15 protein-coding genes are annotated in these 16,351 nt (G+C 44.9%); 4 read left to right on the top strand and 11 right to left on the bottom strand.

What is annotated here, in order from left to right:
- Positions 1–48: 48 nt before the first annotated feature.
- Complete coding sequence (locus AAGA51_RS21845) at positions 49–1,380, bottom strand: DEAD/DEAH box helicase (protein ID WP_081878627.1); 1,332 nt, start codon at positions 1,378–1,380, stop codon at positions 49–51.
- A 340-nt stretch (positions 1,381–1,720) separates the two neighbouring features.
- On the opposite strand from AAGA51_RS21845, the gene AAGA51_RS21840 reads away from it, so the two are divergent.
- On the top strand, positions 1,721–1,990 hold the full coding sequence (locus AAGA51_RS21840; protein WP_042479712.1) for an Lpp/OprI family alanine-zipper lipoprotein: 270 nt from the start codon (positions 1,721–1,723) through the stop codon (positions 1,988–1,990).
- Between the two features lie 154 nt (positions 1,991–2,144).
- Here AAGA51_RS21840 and AAGA51_RS21835 read toward each other — a convergent pair whose 3' ends face one another.
- The 6 genes from AAGA51_RS21835 to AAGA51_RS21810 all read right to left on the bottom strand — a co-directional run bounded on the left by AAGA51_RS21835 (position 2,145) and on the right by AAGA51_RS21810 (position 9,211).
- A complete protein-coding gene (locus AAGA51_RS21835) occupies positions 2,145–3,236 on the bottom strand; it encodes an AarF/UbiB family protein (protein WP_042479711.1) in 1,092 nt (363 codons plus the stop codon).
- 197 nt (positions 3,237–3,433) lie between these two features.
- The gene (gene fecE, locus AAGA51_RS21830; RefSeq protein WP_042479709.1) at positions 3,434–4,201 is read right to left on the bottom strand and encodes a Fe(3+) dicitrate ABC transporter ATP-binding protein FecE; all 768 of its coding nucleotides are present in this window, start codon (positions 4,199–4,201) and stop codon (positions 3,434–3,436) included.
- Positions 4,202–4,204: 3 nt separating this feature from the next.
- Positions 4,205–5,167: a Fe(3+) dicitrate ABC transporter permease subunit FecD gene (gene fecD / locus AAGA51_RS21825; protein ID WP_042479707.1), complete on the bottom strand. Its 963-nt coding sequence runs from the start codon at positions 5,165–5,167 to the stop codon at positions 4,205–4,207.
- Positions 5,164–6,156, bottom strand: coding sequence for an iron chelate uptake ABC transporter family permease subunit (locus AAGA51_RS21820; protein ID WP_042479706.1), 993 nt, complete (start codon positions 6,154–6,156; stop codon positions 5,164–5,166). The genes fecD and AAGA51_RS21820 overlap by 4 nt, the downstream gene beginning before the upstream one ends.
- Positions 6,156–7,055, bottom strand: a complete 900-nt coding sequence (locus AAGA51_RS21815; RefSeq protein ID WP_042479704.1) for a Fe(3+) dicitrate ABC transporter substrate-binding protein — start codon at positions 7,053–7,055, stop codon at positions 6,156–6,158. Before AAGA51_RS21815 ends, AAGA51_RS21820 begins: the two co-directional genes overlap by 1 nt.
- A 56-nt stretch (positions 7,056–7,111) precedes the next feature.
- Complete coding sequence (locus tag AAGA51_RS21810; RefSeq protein ID WP_042479702.1) at positions 7,112–9,211, bottom strand: TonB-dependent siderophore receptor; 2,100 nt, start codon at positions 9,209–9,211, stop codon at positions 7,112–7,114.
- 230 nt (positions 9,212–9,441) lie between these two features.
- On the opposite strand from AAGA51_RS21810, the gene AAGA51_RS21805 reads away from it, so the two are divergent.
- Positions 9,442–10,080 carry a lipase family alpha/beta hydrolase gene (locus AAGA51_RS21805; protein ID WP_042479701.1) on the top strand — a complete coding sequence of 213 codons (639 nt, stop codon included), beginning with the start codon at positions 9,442–9,444 and terminating at the stop codon, positions 10,078–10,080.
- A gap of 53 nt (positions 10,081–10,133) precedes the next feature.
- On the opposite strand, the gene AAGA51_RS21800 is transcribed toward AAGA51_RS21805, so the two are convergent.
- A complete protein-coding gene (locus tag AAGA51_RS21800; RefSeq protein ID WP_042479699.1) occupies positions 10,134–11,759 on the bottom strand; it encodes a methyl-accepting chemotaxis protein in 1,626 nt (541 codons plus the stop codon).
- 163 nt (positions 11,760–11,922) lie between these two features.
- A complete protein-coding gene (locus AAGA51_RS21795; protein ID WP_042479698.1) occupies positions 11,923–12,726 on the bottom strand; it encodes a DODA-type extradiol aromatic ring-opening family dioxygenase in 804 nt (267 codons plus the stop codon).
- Positions 12,727–12,915: 189 nt separating this feature from the next.
- Here AAGA51_RS21795 and AAGA51_RS21790 point away from each other — a divergent pair, with 189 nt between their 5' ends.
- Entirely contained in the window at positions 12,916–13,815 is a 900-nt protein-coding gene (locus tag AAGA51_RS21790; protein ID WP_042479697.1) for a LysR family transcriptional regulator, read from the top strand.
- A gap of 29 nt (positions 13,816–13,844) precedes the next feature.
- Here the strand turns inward: AAGA51_RS21790 and AAGA51_RS21785 are convergent, their stop codons facing one another.
- Both AAGA51_RS21785 and AAGA51_RS21780 read right to left on the bottom strand, forming a co-directional pair.
- Positions 13,845–14,126: a DUF134 domain-containing protein gene (locus AAGA51_RS21785; protein WP_042479696.1), complete on the bottom strand. Its 282-nt coding sequence runs from the start codon at positions 14,124–14,126 to the stop codon at positions 13,845–13,847.
- 55 nt (positions 14,127–14,181) lie between these two features.
- Positions 14,182–15,093 (bottom strand): LysR substrate-binding domain-containing protein, encoded by a 912-nt coding sequence (locus AAGA51_RS21780; protein WP_042479694.1) that lies wholly within the window; start codon positions 15,091–15,093, stop codon positions 14,182–14,184.
- Positions 15,094–15,276: 183 nt separating this feature from the next.
- On the opposite strand from AAGA51_RS21780, the gene hisC reads away from it, so the two are divergent.
- Positions 15,277–16,350, top strand: a complete 1,074-nt coding sequence (gene hisC / locus AAGA51_RS21775; protein WP_042479693.1) for a histidinol-phosphate transaminase — start codon at positions 15,277–15,279, stop codon at positions 16,348–16,350.
- The last annotated feature ends 1 nt before the right edge of the window (position 16,351 follow it).

Here is a 16,351-nt window from a genome sequence, read left to right as displayed (position 1 = left end):
TGCCGCTGTTTAAGCGGCATTGTTTTATCTAGCAGATAATCTTTCGGATTATTCTTCATCTACTTTAGGGGCAACTTTCTTCTTCGGAATGAAGACATTGTCACCCACAGCGACGTTTTTATAGAAGCTCTTATCGCGTTTAACAGGTTTCTTCGCTACCTTCTTCGCTTGCGACTTCACATTCTTGTTTGCTTGGTCACTTGCTTTGCGCACTGGCTGTCTAGGTTTAAGGCCCTTAAACTTGCCAGTTAACCCTTCCAACTCTTCAAATTGAATATCTTGCTGCAAAAACGCTTCTACGCGTTTGAAGCTATCCCAGTCTTTAGGACCAACGAAAGAGACCGCATCCCCTTTGTTACCAGCACGACCTGTACGACCCACACGGTGAACGTATTCTTCGGTGTGTTTTGGCATATCAAAGTTGATAACGTGAGTCACATTGGCAATATCCAGACCGCGAGATGCAACATCAGTGGTCACCAGAATCTTAAACACTGCACGCTCAAACTGACTCATAATGGTATTACGTTGCGCTTGGTTCAAACTTCCACTTAGCGCCACCGCTTTCAGCTTCATCTCATTAAGCTTATCGGTTAAACGTTCGGTATCTGCGCGCGTTGCCGTGAAGATAATAACCTGACGATATTCTGCGTCGTGCAGAACTCGGTCTAGTAACGCTTCTTTGTGGTCTAGGTGATCACACAGGTAGAAGCGTTGACGAATGTCTTTGTGCTGCTCGTTTGAGACACCCACTGAAATACGACGCGGGTCATTTAACATCTCAGCTGCGATATCGTTGACTTCAGCGTGATCCAATGTTGCAGAGAACATCAGCGTCTGACGACGACGATGTTTCGCCGCTTTATGAATGTGACGTAGTTGAGGGGCAAAACCCAGATCCAACATACGGTCTGCTTCATCAAGAATCAGAGTATCCACACCATCTAAAAACAACGAACGGTGTTCAAGGTGATCCGCAAGACGGCCCGGAGTCGCAACGATAAATCGAGGGTAACGGCTCAGCGCTTTCACTTGGTCGTTAAAGTTCTCACCACCAGTGATAAGCGTACCTGTGTAGCTCAAACCACCCAACATAACGCGTAATTCACCATACACTTGCTTCGCCAATTCGCGCGTTGGCAATAAAATCACTGCGCGCGGATCTTTTGCTGAAAAAGCCTTTGTTTTTAAAGCTTTATGCAGAGTAGGAAGTAAGAAGGCTAATGTTTTACCGGAACCAGTTTTCGAAGACGCCAATACATCTTTTCCTGCAATAGCAACAGGAATAGCGATCTTCTGGATTTCGGTCGCTTGTTTGAAATCGTAGTGTGCTAAGTTTTTCAATAAGCGATTGTCTAAGCCTAAATCTTTAAACTGCAAAGGATTCTCCAAATCAGTGGGGTAGCCGAACACGTGTGGCTAAATGGTCAAAATCAAAGCGCAGTATGATACCGCGAATAGTGCGCTAATAGATAGAGATCACAGAAAATATTCTCTTCATAACACTTAAATAGTATATGCACTACAGTCAAATTTGGTGCTAAAGTAATTCTTATCAGTAAGAATTCACACAATCATTTGATTCATTGACATTATTTTGGGTTATTTTGACTTTTACTGATTAGGCGAAGCGTAAAATAGTGTCTACACTATAACTCGTCACTATATGGAAAAGAATGTATAGGACGTTTTGATATTTACATAAAATCAAGGAGTTCATATGAACAAGATGTTAATCGCGGCAGCAGCGTCATCTGTACTATTACTAGCAGGTTGTGCATCAGGTCCTGACGAAGCAACAACAGCAAAATTGGACGAGCTAAACAGCCAAGTTAGTCAGCTTAACGACGAAGTTGCAGCACTTAAGAGCGAGCACTCTGCTCTAGCTTCAAAAGTGAATGCAGCATCTGATTCTGCAATGGCAGCACAAGAAGAAGCTGCACGCGCAAATGAGCGTATCGACAACATCGCTCAGTCTTATACTAAATAAGATTTCAACCCAACTGCACGCAGATTGAGTTTCTTAAGCCTCCAGTTCCTCCTATGGAATTTGGAGGCTTAATTTTTTCGTCATTGCTCGCCGCAAGTGTTAGTGATTGACTAGCAACTCTCGGCAAAAATTCAATGCTCTTTCTATCCTTCCGCTATCGCAACTGATATTCCTCTGCCAACTCTCGTTTCTGCTCATATTGCTCAATGAGCGCTTGTTGTGATTTGCCTTTGTTGCCATAAAACAAACCACCGCTTTTATTCAAATAATCAAAGTCGCTCGCCAGAACATCAAGCACCAGAGATATGCGTTTTAAAGTTAATTCGGTACAGGATTGGCCGTCGATGTCATCATCAATATCAAGCACATGGGAACGGAAAGACTCTAGTTGAAACAGATGTAAAAGTTCATCATCACTGGTTAACGCTTTCTGCCAACTTTCAATAAGACTTTCAAAGTGATTGATCACCATAACTTTTGCTTGTTGCGCTTTAAGCCACGTGATTTTTTGCTGATAAACCTCCACAGCAATTTGTTTTAGCGTCCGGTACAGCTCCAGTTGTTCAGCCAAAGAGCAAGCATTTTTCAGCAGCCAGCCAAAAAAGAAACGCGTTTCGAAGCGTTCCACCATATGAAATAAAGGATCGGCGGTTCCGTTGCTGTTGAAGTCTGCTTTGGGATCAAACGAGTACATATAGCCGAAGTCGAACAGCCAAAGCTGTTGATGTTGATGTTGATCCACCAGCAAGTTGCCGCTGCATAGATCCCATTCCATCAAACCGTGTTCTTCACACGCCTGCAGTGTGGTGAACAACTGTTGAATCAAATCCGGCGTGAGTTGCTGAATATGATGCCCTTCAATCCACGGCGACAAAATAATTCCTAGACGGTAGTTAGCGTAGATCGTTGGCACTATATGGCTAAGTCTTTGCGCAGTATCTGATTGCTGCTTGAGTTTTTGTAGGTCATTACGTCGCTGAACTTCATTGAGAAAAGAATACTGACCGTCTAAGTTAGCTACTTTTGCCACTGTGCGGCGCTTTTTCAGGTTGTAGTCTTTACCATTGATTCTTAGGTGGAAAACTTCTGCGGTCAGCCCTGAGCGAATCACTCTGACAACCAGAGGCGAATCTTCGGTGATCTCAGCAAGGACGGAAGGTTCAATAGGGCAAAGTTGTTCACTACCTACCACCAAGTTTTCTCCACTTTCATCAAACGCTTTTTGCAGTTGTTGTCTCAGGTTCATAATCTTCTCTTTCCGTTATTGGCTCTGTTATCGTTTTTGTTGTTATGTGCTCATAACACACGTAACTGATGAAAAAATCATCATACTTTGGCAAATAACAAGGGGAGGATAACCAAAGAAGGAAGTGAAAACGAAGAGGCTGAGAAGCTTCGCTTTCCTTGCAGGGAAAGCGAATAATGAGATGCTAAAACAAAGAGTTAACGGACGATACACATAGGAGTTTGAGTAATCGGACATGGATGAATTTGCGCATCCAGTTCGAATACTTTTGCAAGCAACTCAGACGTAAGTACAACATCCGGAGCCCCTTCGCTGATCACCTGCCCTTCCTGCATCACAATTAAATGGTCGCAATAGCGACAAGCCTGATTGATATCATGCAACACCGTCACGATAGTTTTTCCTTGCTGATTCAACTTACGCAGCAGCTTCATCAACTCCACTTGATGGTTCATATCGAGATAAGTGGTTGGCTCATCAAGCAATATGTAGTCTGTGTCTTGTGCTAACGTCATAGCCAACCAAACACGTTGTCTTTGGCCTCCGGAAAGATCGGTAACCGCTCGTTCTGCAAAACTCTCAACGCCAGTGGCTTTCATTGATTGTTCAACAATCGCTTTATCATGAGCAGATAGCTGCCCCCAGAAACCAGTATAAGGGCTGCGACCATAAGAAACCGCGTCTCGGACAGTGACACCTTCGGGTGGTTCTTGAGATTGAGGTAACAGAGCCAATTGTTGTGCTAGTTGACGAGAAGATATCTGCTCAATCCTTTCTCCCTGCCACAAAACTGCGCCGCTTTGTACTTTCAAAATTCGAGATATCGCCTTCAATAAGGTCGATTTTCCGCAACCATTTGGCCCTAAAAGAGCGGTAATTTTTCCTTCAGGTACGGTGACATTGACACCTTTAACAATGGGTGTGCCGCCATAACCGACAATTAAATTTTCAGTAGTTAAACCCATGAGCTATCTCATTTTGAACAATAGATACAAGAAATAGGGTGCGCCAATAATCGCAGTCATAATACCCGCTGGAAGTTCAATTGGCGGGTCAATGACACGAGCAACCAAGTCAGCAACCAGCAGTAGAAAAGCCCCAACCAGCATTGATGTGGGTAATAAAGCCTGATGACGCCCACCCACTAACTGACGTGCTAAATGAGGAGCCACTAAACCGAGGAAACTAATTGGCCCACAAACAGCGACTGAAGCTGAAGTCCAAATGACAGCCACAAACAAAGCGAGCCCCCTCACCCAAGGCACCGAGATACCCAAGTTACAGGCCCTTTCATCGCCCAATGTAAGCAAGTTTAACGCCTGACTAAGCCAAAAAACCGCAGGTATCAAAACTAACCACGGTAATAGCATGGCTAACTGAGTCCAACTTCTTCCCCATAAACTGCCTGTCAGCCAGAGCAGCGCATTGTTGATTTCTAATGGCTGAGTGAGGATAAGGAAATCGATACCACTGCTGTATAAAGCCGCCAGTGCTACGCCAGTAATGGCTAAACGAACCGGAGCCGCATTTCCGCCGCACACTAACGCAAGTAAGAGTGCCGAAGTTATTCCGCCAATTAGCGCAGCTAAAGGAAGCCAGTAAACAGAAATAGCTGGAAACAGTGTCATAACTACCACTGCGCCCAAACCTGCCCCATGGCTTACCCCCAAGATGTCCGGTGAAGCAAGTGGGTTACGAATCACCCCTTGAATGAGCACCCCTGAACTTGCCAACATAGCGCCAACCAATACAGCAATTAAAACTCGCGGAAAACGATACTCATGAATGGTGAAGTAGTGTTCACTGCCAGAAAAAAAACCTTGCCATACCTGTTGGGAAGTTAAATTTACCGCCCCAAAACTTAAGTTCGACACAATAGCGATGACAACAAACACGAGCAGAATGATTTGTGTACGTAAAACTGAAGTCATCGTTTTTGCCTAACTAAATACAAGAAACACGGCGCACCGATGATTGCTAATACGGCTCCAGCTGGAGTTTCGGTTGGAAATACCACAGCGCGGCTAAGAATGTCTGCGCCAATGGTTAACACAGCACCAAGTAACATGGATACAGGTAGCAATATACGGTAATCATATCCCACTAACAGACGGCCAATATGCGGCACAATAAGACCAACAAAAGCTATGGCTCCAACACTGCTCACGCTTACGCCCACTAGTACCAAAACCGCCAACGCAATAGCAGCTCTGAGCAAGTTCAGGTTTACGCCAAGGCTTTTTACCCGTTCATCACCCATTGCCAGCAAATTCACTTTCGGGGCTAGCAGCAAACTCAATATCAGTGCGGAGAATAAGCTAGGCCAGCTCCATGCCCAAGTATCCCAACTAACATGTGCGAATGATCCTGCAAGCCACACCATCACACTCGCTGCTTGTTCCTCAACTAGAATCACACTGGCTTTGGTTAAAGCACCACATAACGCAGAGATCGCGATACCAGCGAGAACAAGTTTCCCTCGCTCCGCACCCATTTTCCAAGCGCCTCCCAAAACCATAACAAGAACCCAAGCGACAAAGCCGCCAATCATCGCGGCGATCGGGCTTGAAATAATGTTAGAAGAGAAGATCGTCGTCGCCAATGCGATTCCTAACGCGGCACCAGCATTGACACCAAATACGCTTGGCGATGCTAACGGATTACGGGTTAAACCTTGCATTAACGCACCAGCACAGGAAAGACTCGCTCCAACTAGAGCAGCTTCAAGTACACGAGGGAGCCGAATGTCCTGCACGATGACATGAGCAATCACATCAGAACTTGGAGACCAAATACCAACAATCGCATCCAATGCTGACACAGGCACAGCAGAGTAACTAAACAGACCGAACCAAGTGACCAGTAACAGGCTAACAATAAGAGCTGTAACCACGTTCACCGTTTTGATATCCAAATACATTAAGACTTAACCAGCTTTAACAAGTCTGCTGCCATGTATTCCGCAGCGAGAATGCCTCGGCAACGCGCCCACATATTTCCATCAACATGGAAGACTTGTTTGGCTTTTACAGCATTAAGCACATTCCACAAAGGCTGCTTCTGCCACTGTTTTACGATGCTGTTTTGAGTGTAATCACCAACAATCAGATAATTTGGGTTAAGTGCCAGCAACTGTTCAAGGCTGATTTGGCGAGAAGCATTTTCATTCTTTAACCCTTTTGGAGAACTCAACCCTAGCGCTTGAATCACACCACCAGCGTAAGACTCCGATGAGTGTGCAAAGAAATCATTCTCGCGTGCAACACCAAACTGTACCGTTTGATGCTCAAGTCCGTGTAACTGCTTTGCATAGCCCTGCATCAATTGTGTATGCTGCTGCAAACGTTGTGTCATCTCAGCTTCTTTACCTATCACTTTACCGATAATCGCCGCGGATTTTAGGTTGTCTTGATAGGTCTCGCGGCGCGAAGGAAGCAGAAGTGTCGGCGCAATTTTCATTAGGTCGTTATACACCGCTGAGTGTCGGTCTACGTCAGCAATGATCAGATCAGGTTTGAGGGATGCAATCACTTCTAAACTTGGTTGAGATCGTGTACCTACCGATTTCCATTCACCCAGCTTCTCGCTGACTGCAGGGAGCAATCGGCTTGGATCGTTATCATCAGCAATACCCACTGGGCTTACATCAACAGCCACCAGCGCATCAACAAATGAGAACTCAAGTGCCACAATTCTTTGTGGCGTTGACTGAATTGAGAATTCACCGTGGCTGTCCGTAACGGTGACAGCAGAAGCAAAGAAGCTCAAACAATAACTAACCACTACAGCACTATGTTTAAGCCAAGAAGACCATTTCATCACTAATACCTTTTCAGAAAACAACAAAGAGCCTCGCACTGCAAGACTCTCAAAGATTAAAACTCGTAATTAGCCGTCAGATAAATACGGCGCTGCTCACCTGGGAAATGTCCGGTTCGATCGATAAAGCCACTCACCGCGTACTCTTTATCGAACAGATTTTTCACATTGAGCTGGAACTGCCACTGCTGCCAGCGTGTTTGCCATGACGCATCAAACACTGTGTAGGCTTTTACAATCTGACCGCTCTGGTTGTACTGCTCGCTCACATGATCAGCGCCAAACCCCACAGATGAATTCAGTGCAGCGATATCATAGCGAGTCCATAACCCCAACTGGTGATGCGGAGCATTCGCAAAGCGAGTGCCAACACTGTTGGTAATGCCATCGTAAGCTTGTTTCACTCGTGTATCGTTGTAGGCATAGCTCAGATTTGCCGTCCAGTTCTCGGTTATATCCGCCAGCATATCCACTTCAACACCCTGACTGCGCACTTTGCCGTAGGAAACCAAGCGAGTGTCGTCATCGGGATCAGTTTGCAAAATATTCTCTTTCACCATGTGATAAAGAGCCAGATTCACGTTGAGAGCATTATCAAACCAGTAACTGCGTACACCGGTTTCGTACATCACGCTCTCTTCAGGATCGAACGGACCGCCATTTGACTCAGCTTGATCAGAGGCATCCTGCGGAACAAAACCTGTCGCAACCACAGCATAAGGGTGCAAGTTCGAATTGATTTGATAAGTCGAGCCAAGACGATATGACAGCCCAGAACCCTGATATTCGCTGATAGTGTTTTTTACAAGGTCATTAACTTTGTCTTTGAACCCGTCGACACGAACTCCAGAAAGTACATTCCAACGCTCGGTAATATTCCATTGATCCTGAATATATACACCGTAGCGCTCGGAACTAGAGTTCGTCTGTTTAGATAACGTTAAGGTGTAAGCGGAAGAATCTGCACCGTATTCCGGATCAACTAGGCTTAGACCTGCCACACTTTTGTCTACGTTATAGACATAGTCTTCATTGAGTCGGTAGTAATCGCTACCAAACAGTAGCGTGTGCTCCCCTAACTCAGCGACTAAGTTTGCAGAGAGTGAGCCGGCTTTATTCTCACGAACTTGGTCACGGTACTGGCGCTTACTCCAGTCATAAACACCATCACCATTGGTATCTTTCAAACCCATTGGTTCATGGTATTTCTGCGTCTCTTTGTTCTCGTAATAACGTGCAGTAACGTCGCCTCTTAACCACGCATTAAAGTCATGTTCCACTTTAATCTGGTAAACCTGAGCTTCGAGATCTTGGTAGTCAGAAGCCTCGTTAGCGTTCCAGTTAATATCTGCAAGAAAATTGCCTTCATCATCGGTTGGAATACCGCGTAAACGAGCACCACCATAATGCTGAATGATGTCAGTAAACTGAGTAGTCACAGTTGTGGTATCACCTAAATCCCACGCATAACCAAGGTCGATGATTCGATTGCGAACATCGGTGTTGTTGCGAGATGGATTCTCGTGATCCTGATAAACTGCGACACGGTACCGTTGAGTCTCATCTTCATTCGCAGGACCTGAAAGCTCGACACTGCCACTGAAAAAGTCTTGGTTTCCCGCTGTCATTGAAATACGTCGATGAGGCTCATAGGTTGGCTTTTTGGTGACATAGTTAATCACGCCACCAGGCTCTCCACTTCCCATCACTGCTGACGAAGGGCCTTTCAACACTTCCACTTGCTCAATATTGAAAAGCTGCGGGATCGAGAATCCGTTGAACGGGTCACCTCGTACACCATCATAAAGAATTTGATCCTGACGAAAGCCTCTGAACGTTACTCCTGAATATGAGTATTGGCTTACACCGCTGATTGAGCGGTACAGATCAGTAATTTGGCGCGCGCCTTGGTCCTCGATTAATTGCTGGGGAAGTACTTGGATCGACTGAGGTGTGTCGTCAATCGCTGTCGGTGTTTTGGTGGCTAAACTCGTTTCTTGAGAACGGTATAAAGAAAGAGCTCGACCATAAACGGTGACCGTTTCAGCATCCTCGGAAACGATATTTTGTGAACTTTCACTGGCGGAAAATGCTGGTGAAGAAACACCTGCCAGAATCGCTAAAAAAAGAGAAGAATAGTTAAATTGAGCCTTCATAGAGTTGTGTTCAAAGTTGTTTTTATTATGGAAAGCTTGCGAATCTAACTGAGTTTAATTCTCATTACAATTATTATATTAATCACTAATCTTCATTAATTATATTTAGCAGCAATATATCAGGTGTATTTCCCGATAAGGCAACTCAAGGCTTTGACAGGAGTTCAAGCATCGTTATATTAACTCCATTGCATTATTACCTGTTCACCTAAAGAACCCAGAGATACCGTATGAAAGTGATCATTCTTCACGGGCTGTACATGCACGGAATTGCGATGTTGCCGCTCAGCCAACGTCTTGAAAAACTGGGCTACGATACCGAAGTGGTGAGTTACAACTCGGTTGCTATTGATGAACGCAAGGTGTTTCCAGCGATTGATAAAGCGCTCGATCACAAACAAGTGAATGTTCTGGTTGGACACAGTTTGGGTGGCGTGGTGATTAAACGCTATCTCGCTTCACGTAAACCGGATGTAGATACCATTTCGCATGTTGTTGCGTTGGGTTCTCCGATTAACGGCGCTTCGATTGTTGGCAAAATTCAACAAATGGGCTTAGGGGTGTTGCTGGGGAATTCCGCGAAATTCGGCCTGCAAAAGCACGAAGACAAGTGGGAGTTTCCACAAAAACTGGGCAGCTTAGCGGGTACTGTTCCGCTGGGAGTACGCTCTATTTTGATGGGAAAAGACACACATTCGGATGGCACAGTTACGGTAGATGAAACCAAAATTGCAGGAATGACGGCGCACCATCTGATGCGGAATACTCATACCAGTATGATTTATAGCTCGAAAGTTGCAGAACAAATTGATCACTTTATTCGTCACAATAAGTTCGCACAAAAAAAAGCCCGAATAAAAGCGGAATGATTAGGCAAGTTTACTCTTATTCGGGAAAAGTGCAGGTTTGGAACGAAACTGATTTAGACGCTAAAAGCTCCTATGTACTGTTTTAAATGTTCTGTTTGAGCTTGTACCGCATGGTAAGTCTTAGTGGTGTCGCTTGCGATATTCTCAATATCCAAAGAAGACTGGCTGATCGCTTGAACACTGTTGTTCACATTCACCGATAGCAACTGCTGATCTTGTGAAAGCCTTTCGATCTGGCTGTCCATATTAGCAATCTCCTCTGCAGCACTGACGATGGCATGGTAAGACTCACCGGCCTCCGTCACTTGCTGTAAGCTCACGCCGATTTGTTCTTGGCATTGACTCATTAATTGTTGTGCACTGGTGGCTTGAGACTGCAAATTGCCAATAATGCCACCAATTTCATCAATAGAACTTTGCGTTTGCTGTGCGAGTTCTCGAACCTGATCAGCCACCACCGCAAAACCTCGACCACTCTCACCCGCTCGAGCCGCTTCAATCGCCGCGTTCAAAGCAAGTAGGTTGGTTTGCTTGGTAATATTGCTAATCACATCGGAAATCACACTGATATCAAAGCTGCCACGATAAAGCCCTTCAATGACTTCACCGGTTTGACCAATCAAGAGCGACATATTCTCAGTGCGCGAGATGGAATTCACGATGCTCTTTTCACCAATTTGCGCCTGTTGTTTCGCCATTCCACTCTTTTCTGATGCTTGCTGTGTGACTTGGTCGATAAATTGTGTGTTCTCAGTAAGCTCTTGAGATGCAGCGACGATCTGATCAATCTCGATTTTCTGAGCATCGACACTTTGCTGAGTATGAGCCACTTTCGCCGCTAACTCTTCAGACACTAAATCCAGCGAGTGAACACTTTCTTTCACTGCAATGATGAGATTAAGCAGGTTCTGTTGCATGCTGTTAAATGCAGTTGCAGCTTGGCCAAACTCATCATTATGAAAATCGTTCTTTGCCAACGACGCATGCAGCTGACCTTGACCCACAACAGACATGTGTGCTTTTAGACGACTGAGTGGGTTCAAAACTCGTTTCGCTGTGTAGTAGCTAAATGCCATCAGTAAGATAACCACAACACTGGCTGCTATCACTGACCACTGAAGAGCATGTTCGATGTCTGCTTGTTTGTTCTGCTTAATCAAGTTCGCTTCTTGTTCCAAATCGTTTTGTAACTGAGTTAAGCGATCCACAATGGCATTAAACGGAGCAAGCATTGGACCCAACATTTCTCGTCTTGCTTCATCTACATGGCCTTGGTCTATCAAGCGAATGTAATTCTGTTGCATTGCTCTGTATTCATCAATGCGGCGCTCGAAATCGTACACTGCGGCCTGAATATCGCTGGTATCGGCGAGAGCTTTCATGCGTTTAAAGGAATCATTAACTTTCTTGTCATTGAGCGAGATGGTTTGAACAATCTTCCTATGCTGCTGTTCATCAGACGTCAAACCGTAATCCAATGCGAAACGACGATATGTCACGGTGTAATAACGAAGATCAGAAACTGTCGTCATCAAACTGACATTCCGGTCAACGACGTTACCAAATTGAGACTGCACGCGAGTCAGAGTAAGTAACAGATATAGGGACAACGCGACAATAGCAGCAACGGCTATAAACGCATTTCCCCGAACTAAGTTTGTAATTGAAAAAGAACGCATATTCATGCCCTAACGACCTAACAACGGACAAAATTTAACAGATACAAAAACTAATAGATGCTCGATTAATCCTATTGGTTCGATAGAGAAAAACTATAAAAAAGCCCAAGAGTTCGCTCTCTCGGGCTTCACAATCAAGTGATGGTTTAATGAAGGAAGTGTTTTAAGCAGCGATACCAAAACCGTAAGCATCCAGAGCCAGAATTTCCAGATCGATAGCGCGGTGAAGAACCTGACCAACTTCATCGTCATAGCTAGTGCCCAGAATACAAGGCAGAGGAAGATAATGATCCGGTGTCGGGTGATTAAACCTTGCGTGTGGTGCTTGGTTTAAGTAATCCAACAAGGCACTAATATTGCCTGATGCAAGCTGGTCACTCACCCATCCCGTGAATTGATTCACTTTCTCTACTCTATGTGGGTCTTGAACTGGTGCAAAAATTTCTCGCAAGTTATGGCTGATACCGCCTGAACCGACAAACAGCACACCCTCTTCACGAAGTGGACGCAACCAACGGCCAATTTCATAGTGAGAAACCGCATCCATATAGCTATTGATCGACACCTGAATGATTGGCACATTTTTCTGTGGATACATGTATAGCATCGGTATCCAAGCACCATGATCCAACCCTTGGTTCGAATCAAGTTGAGCACTTATACCTGCATCTTGCAGTAATTTCGCTGCTTTTTGTGCCAGTTCTGGCGCACCTTTCGCTGAGTAGTCGATGTCATAAAGCGGTTTAGGAAATCCATAGAAGTCATGGATTGTTCCTAAAGTATGTCCGCTGGTAATTGTCACTGGACCACGGCGATCGTAATGCGCTGAAAATATCACTATCGCTTTAGGCTCTGGAAATTTATCGCTGAGCTGCTTAAAAAATTCTGTGGTTTGCGAATGTTCTAGCGCCATCATTGGAGAACCATGTGATAAGAACAATGCAGGCATACGTTGAGTTGATTTCATTTTACTTCTCCTGATTCGGCGGCTTTCGTTTTTAGTCTTAATACTAAGTCTGTCTTAACACTATGTTTGGCTTGAATCTAAGCTCGCCTTGACTATGTCGACTAATATACCTATCAACTCAGGCGTGATAAAATAGCGCCGTGTTGCTTAATTATAAACGTGGCATTTCTAATACAGGAAGAAGTTAATATGGACAAGATTGTTGCTATGAGAGCTTTCACGACCGTTGTATCGGAAGGAAGCTTCGTTAAAGCCGCAGACAAGCTGGAACTGTCGCCACAACTGGTCAGCAAATACGTCGCGCAACTGGAAGATGATCTAAAAATAAGGTTGCTTAACCGGACTACGCGCCGCGTAAATCTGACCGAAGCTGGTCAGGCCTATTTCGATCGCTGCCATCAAGTATTGATGGATATTGATGATATGGAAAATGCGATTTCTAACTTGCATACCCAAGTCTCAGGCACGTTGAGAATAAGCGCACCGATGTCATTTGGGGTTTACCACTTGTCCGGCCCTATAGAACAGTTCCAGACCCAGTTCCCTGAGATCAAAGTTGAACTGTTTTTAACGGACAGGAAAGTCGACATTCTTGAAGAAGGGGTTGATATCGCCCTGCGTATCGGTCATCTCAAAGACTCAGCGCTTGTGGCGAAAAAAATTACGCCGATAAACCTCTTTGTTTGCGCCGCACCGAGCTATTGGGATAAACATGGCAGACCAACTAGCTTTGATGAATTATGTCAACTCAACTACCTGCGTTTTTCGTACTCTGATCCGAGAAGTCTTTTTACTCACTGGCCGAAACACCTATCGGTGCATGATTTTCGCAGTGATTTCGCCAGCAACAACGGTGATGTGATTGTCAAAACAGCGGTATTGGGACGTGGTTATGCCATTCAGCCTACTTTTCTGACCGGCTCTGCTATTGCATCAGGAGAGTTGGAGATTCTCGACAACTTCCCAATTGAACCTCTCGGGCTTTATGCGCTGTACAGCCATAGGGAGTTTCTTGCTTCCAAAGTTCGACACTTCATCGACTTTCTATCTGGCTTCTACGGTGACAAGCCCTATTGGGATAACTACTAGCGAGAACAACACTCTAAACAGAGCCCAAATTACTCCGCTGGGCTCATCATCAACGCTTTACCATTGAGCAAGCTATCCGCCACTTTTTTACGGGCAGATTTCACCAAGTTGGCCAACGTTTGTCGCGAGACTCCCATCTCAACGGCTGCCTGTTGCTGTTGCATTCCTTGATAGTCCACCAGCCGAATCGCTTCAAATTCATCAGCTTCAAGAAAAACCTTTTCTAAACTTCCCATTGGTACGCCATTAGGTTTAAAACAGCTTTGAGCTGGAGAACCACAAATCTGACGAGGAATTTTCGGACGCGCCATAACGGCTCCTTCTTTGTTTCTATTCTGAATCTGTCGATATTGGATGCAGAACAAATTAGTTCGCAGCCATCGCCTGCTTTTCGATTGCTACTGATTGTTGAAAGCCAGAAACGAGCCAATCCTGAAGCGTATCTAGCATAGGATTATCACTCTGTTTTGGGTACAAAAAGTAATAGCTGTGGCCAGAAAGTACTGTCTGTTCAAAAGGCTTAATTAATCGATGCATAGCAAGATCTTGCTCAGCGAGAGTGATGTCACCCACTGCGATACCAAACCCTTGCTGAGCCGCATTCATTGTTTGGTCAAGGGTTGAAAAGTGCTGATTGCTTTTGCTAAACAGCTCTCTTTTATCCATGTGGTTTAGCCATAACTTCCAGTCACTTTGTTCTGTATTCGCATGTAACCACGTCAGTCGTGGTAAATCATCAAACGACAGCTGTTGCCCTAAATCATCCAGCAGTTCTGGGCGACAGATAGGCGTTAAACACTCTTGAAACAATTGATGGCTTACCACGGAAGGAAGCTTGGGCGCTTTGCTGTACATAATCACTGCATCAAACAAATTAAAGTTCGGTTCAAGGTGATGCTTAATGGTTGAAGTCAGCTCGACATCAATATCAGGGTGTGCGTCCTGAAAAGCCATTAATCTCGGCAACAACCAAGATGTCACGCAGCTAGGCGCGTTGAGTTTAATAGTGGAAGGTGTCGACGACACTTCTTCAATCGCCGAGCGTAGACGGTTCAGTACATCTTCCGCATGAGGAACAAACTTCAACCCTTGTTGCGTGAGCGACAATCCCCTTGCATGACGGAAAAACAATTTCACACCCAACAACTCTTCTAATGAAAGAATTTGCCGACTGATCGCGCCCTGAGTCAGGTTCAAAGCATGCGCAGCCTTAGTAAAATTCAAGTTTTCTGCTGTGGCGAGAAATGCCTGTAATGTTTTTGTCGATGGAAGATGCATCCCACACCTCAAGCTATGATTTTTTATCATGGCTAGTATGTGTTTATTTCGATTCTTTTTACAAATTCTTTTTGATTGAATAATCAAAACAAAAAGCGAATTGCAAATAAAAACAAATTAAATGCAGTTTAACGAATAAAAAATCACTCAGTGCGACTAACTAGCACTAGCGAGAGGTCAACCATGTCTTCACTAGCCGCCTCATTGGTACCAGAGGTCATAAAAAAATTAATACCTTATCAGTCAGCAAGACGTATCGGTGGTTCAGGTCGAGTGTGGTTAAACGCCAACGAACTTGAGTTCCCAATCCATTTCGATAATCAGGAGCAAAGCTACAACCGCTACCCTGATTTTCTGCCTCATGATGTTGCATCGGCTTATCAAAAATACGCGGGGGTTGACGCTCCAGTGCTTGCGGTACGCGGTGCAGATGAAGCTATTGACCTATTGATTCGTACCTTCTGCCAACCGGGCAAAGATAAAATCGTGGTTTGTCCGCCAACTTACGCTATGTATGAGTTCTGTGCCGATGCACTTGCGATAGAAACCATCAAAGTGCCACTCGTTGGTAATGCTTTCGAATTGGACTGCCAAGGTGTTATTCAGGCAGCAAAAGAGGCGAATTTGGTGTTTCTATGTTCACCGAATAACCCTACTGGCAATCTCATCTCTCAAGCAGAGATCGTCAAAGTGCTTGAAGGAACACAAGACGACGCCATCGTAGTGGTTGATGAAGCCTATATCGAATTTGAAATGGAACACAACGCCGCAAGTCTGATTGCTCAATATCCGAACTTAGTGGTCATTCGCACTTTATCGAAAGCCTTTGGCTTAGCGGCAGTACGTTGCGGTTTTATTATCGCCGATAAGAGTGTGATGGATTTCGTTTCTAAGCTTATTCCTCCTTACCCAATGCCGGATTCAAGTGCAACGGTGGTATTAGCGGCGCTGTCTGAAACGGGTCTAAAACAGGTAGAAGAGAATACTCAAACGCTTATTCGTACCCGTGAATGGTTCATCAGTGAGTTAAACAACTTGCCATGTATTGCTCACGTCTACCCGTCATCAACCAATTTCGTGTTAGTACGTACACATTCAGGTGAAGACTTGTTTGCGTATCTTCTAAAGCAAGGTATTGTGACTCGCAATCAAAGCCACGACCCTGCACTTAGAAACTGCGTACGAATCACTATCGGTAGCCAATCGAGCATGGAAGAAGTGATTAGTGTGCTCCGCAGTTACCCAACGCAATCGTAGA

Origin of the sequence: Vibrio diazotrophicus, assembly GCF_038452265.1 — a bacterium.
Taxonomy (GTDB): Bacteria; Pseudomonadota; Gammaproteobacteria; order Enterobacterales; family Vibrionaceae; genus Vibrio; species Vibrio diazotrophicus.
Note: the sequence above shows the minus strand (reverse complement) of the source record. Positions and strands in the feature narration are given on the sequence as shown.

Excerpts from the sequence above, each read along its gene's own strand:
- AAGA51_RS21820 (WP_042479706.1), bottom strand. The coding sequence starts at position 6,156 with ATGTATTTGGATATCAAAACGGTGAACGTGGTTACAGCTCTTATTGTT.
- AAGA51_RS21815 (WP_042479704.1), bottom strand. The coding sequence starts at position 7,055 with ATGAAATGGTCTTCTTGGCTTAAACATAGTGCTGTAGTGGTTAGTTAT.
- AAGA51_RS21800 (WP_042479699.1), bottom strand. The coding sequence starts at position 11,759 with ATGCGTTCTTTTTCAATTACAAACTTAGTTCGGGGAAATGCGTTTATA.
- AAGA51_RS21785 (WP_042479696.1), bottom strand. The coding sequence starts at position 14,126 with ATGGCGCGTCCGAAAATTCCTCGTCAGATTTGTGGTTCTCCAGCTCAA.
- AAGA51_RS21790 (WP_042479697.1), top strand. The coding sequence starts at position 12,916 with ATGGACAAGATTGTTGCTATGAGAGCTTTCACGACCGTTGTATCGGAA.
- AAGA51_RS21780 (WP_042479694.1), bottom strand. The coding sequence starts at position 15,093 with ATGCATCTTCCATCGACAAAAACATTACAGGCATTTCTCGCCACAGCA.
- AAGA51_RS21840 (WP_042479712.1), top strand. The coding sequence starts at position 1,721 with ATGAACAAGATGTTAATCGCGGCAGCAGCGTCATCTGTACTATTACTA.
- fecD (WP_042479707.1), bottom strand. The coding sequence starts at position 5,167 with ATGACTTCAGTTTTACGTACACAAATCATTCTGCTCGTGTTTGTTGTC.
- AAGA51_RS21795 (WP_042479698.1), bottom strand. The coding sequence starts at position 12,726 with ATGAAATCAACTCAACGTATGCCTGCATTGTTCTTATCACATGGTTCT.
- AAGA51_RS21805 (WP_042479701.1), top strand. The coding sequence starts at position 9,442 with ATGAAAGTGATCATTCTTCACGGGCTGTACATGCACGGAATTGCGATG.
- fecE (WP_042479709.1), bottom strand. The coding sequence starts at position 4,201 with ATGGGTTTAACTACTGAAAATTTAATTGTCGGTTATGGCGGCACACCC.
- AAGA51_RS21835 (WP_042479711.1), bottom strand. The coding sequence starts at position 3,236 with ATGAACCTGAGACAACAACTGCAAAAAGCGTTTGATGAAAGTGGAGAA.
- hisC (WP_042479693.1), top strand. The coding sequence starts at position 15,277 with ATGTCTTCACTAGCCGCCTCATTGGTACCAGAGGTCATAAAAAAATTA.
- AAGA51_RS21810 (WP_042479702.1), bottom strand. The coding sequence starts at position 9,211 with ATGAAGGCTCAATTTAACTATTCTTCTCTTTTTTTAGCGATTCTGGCA.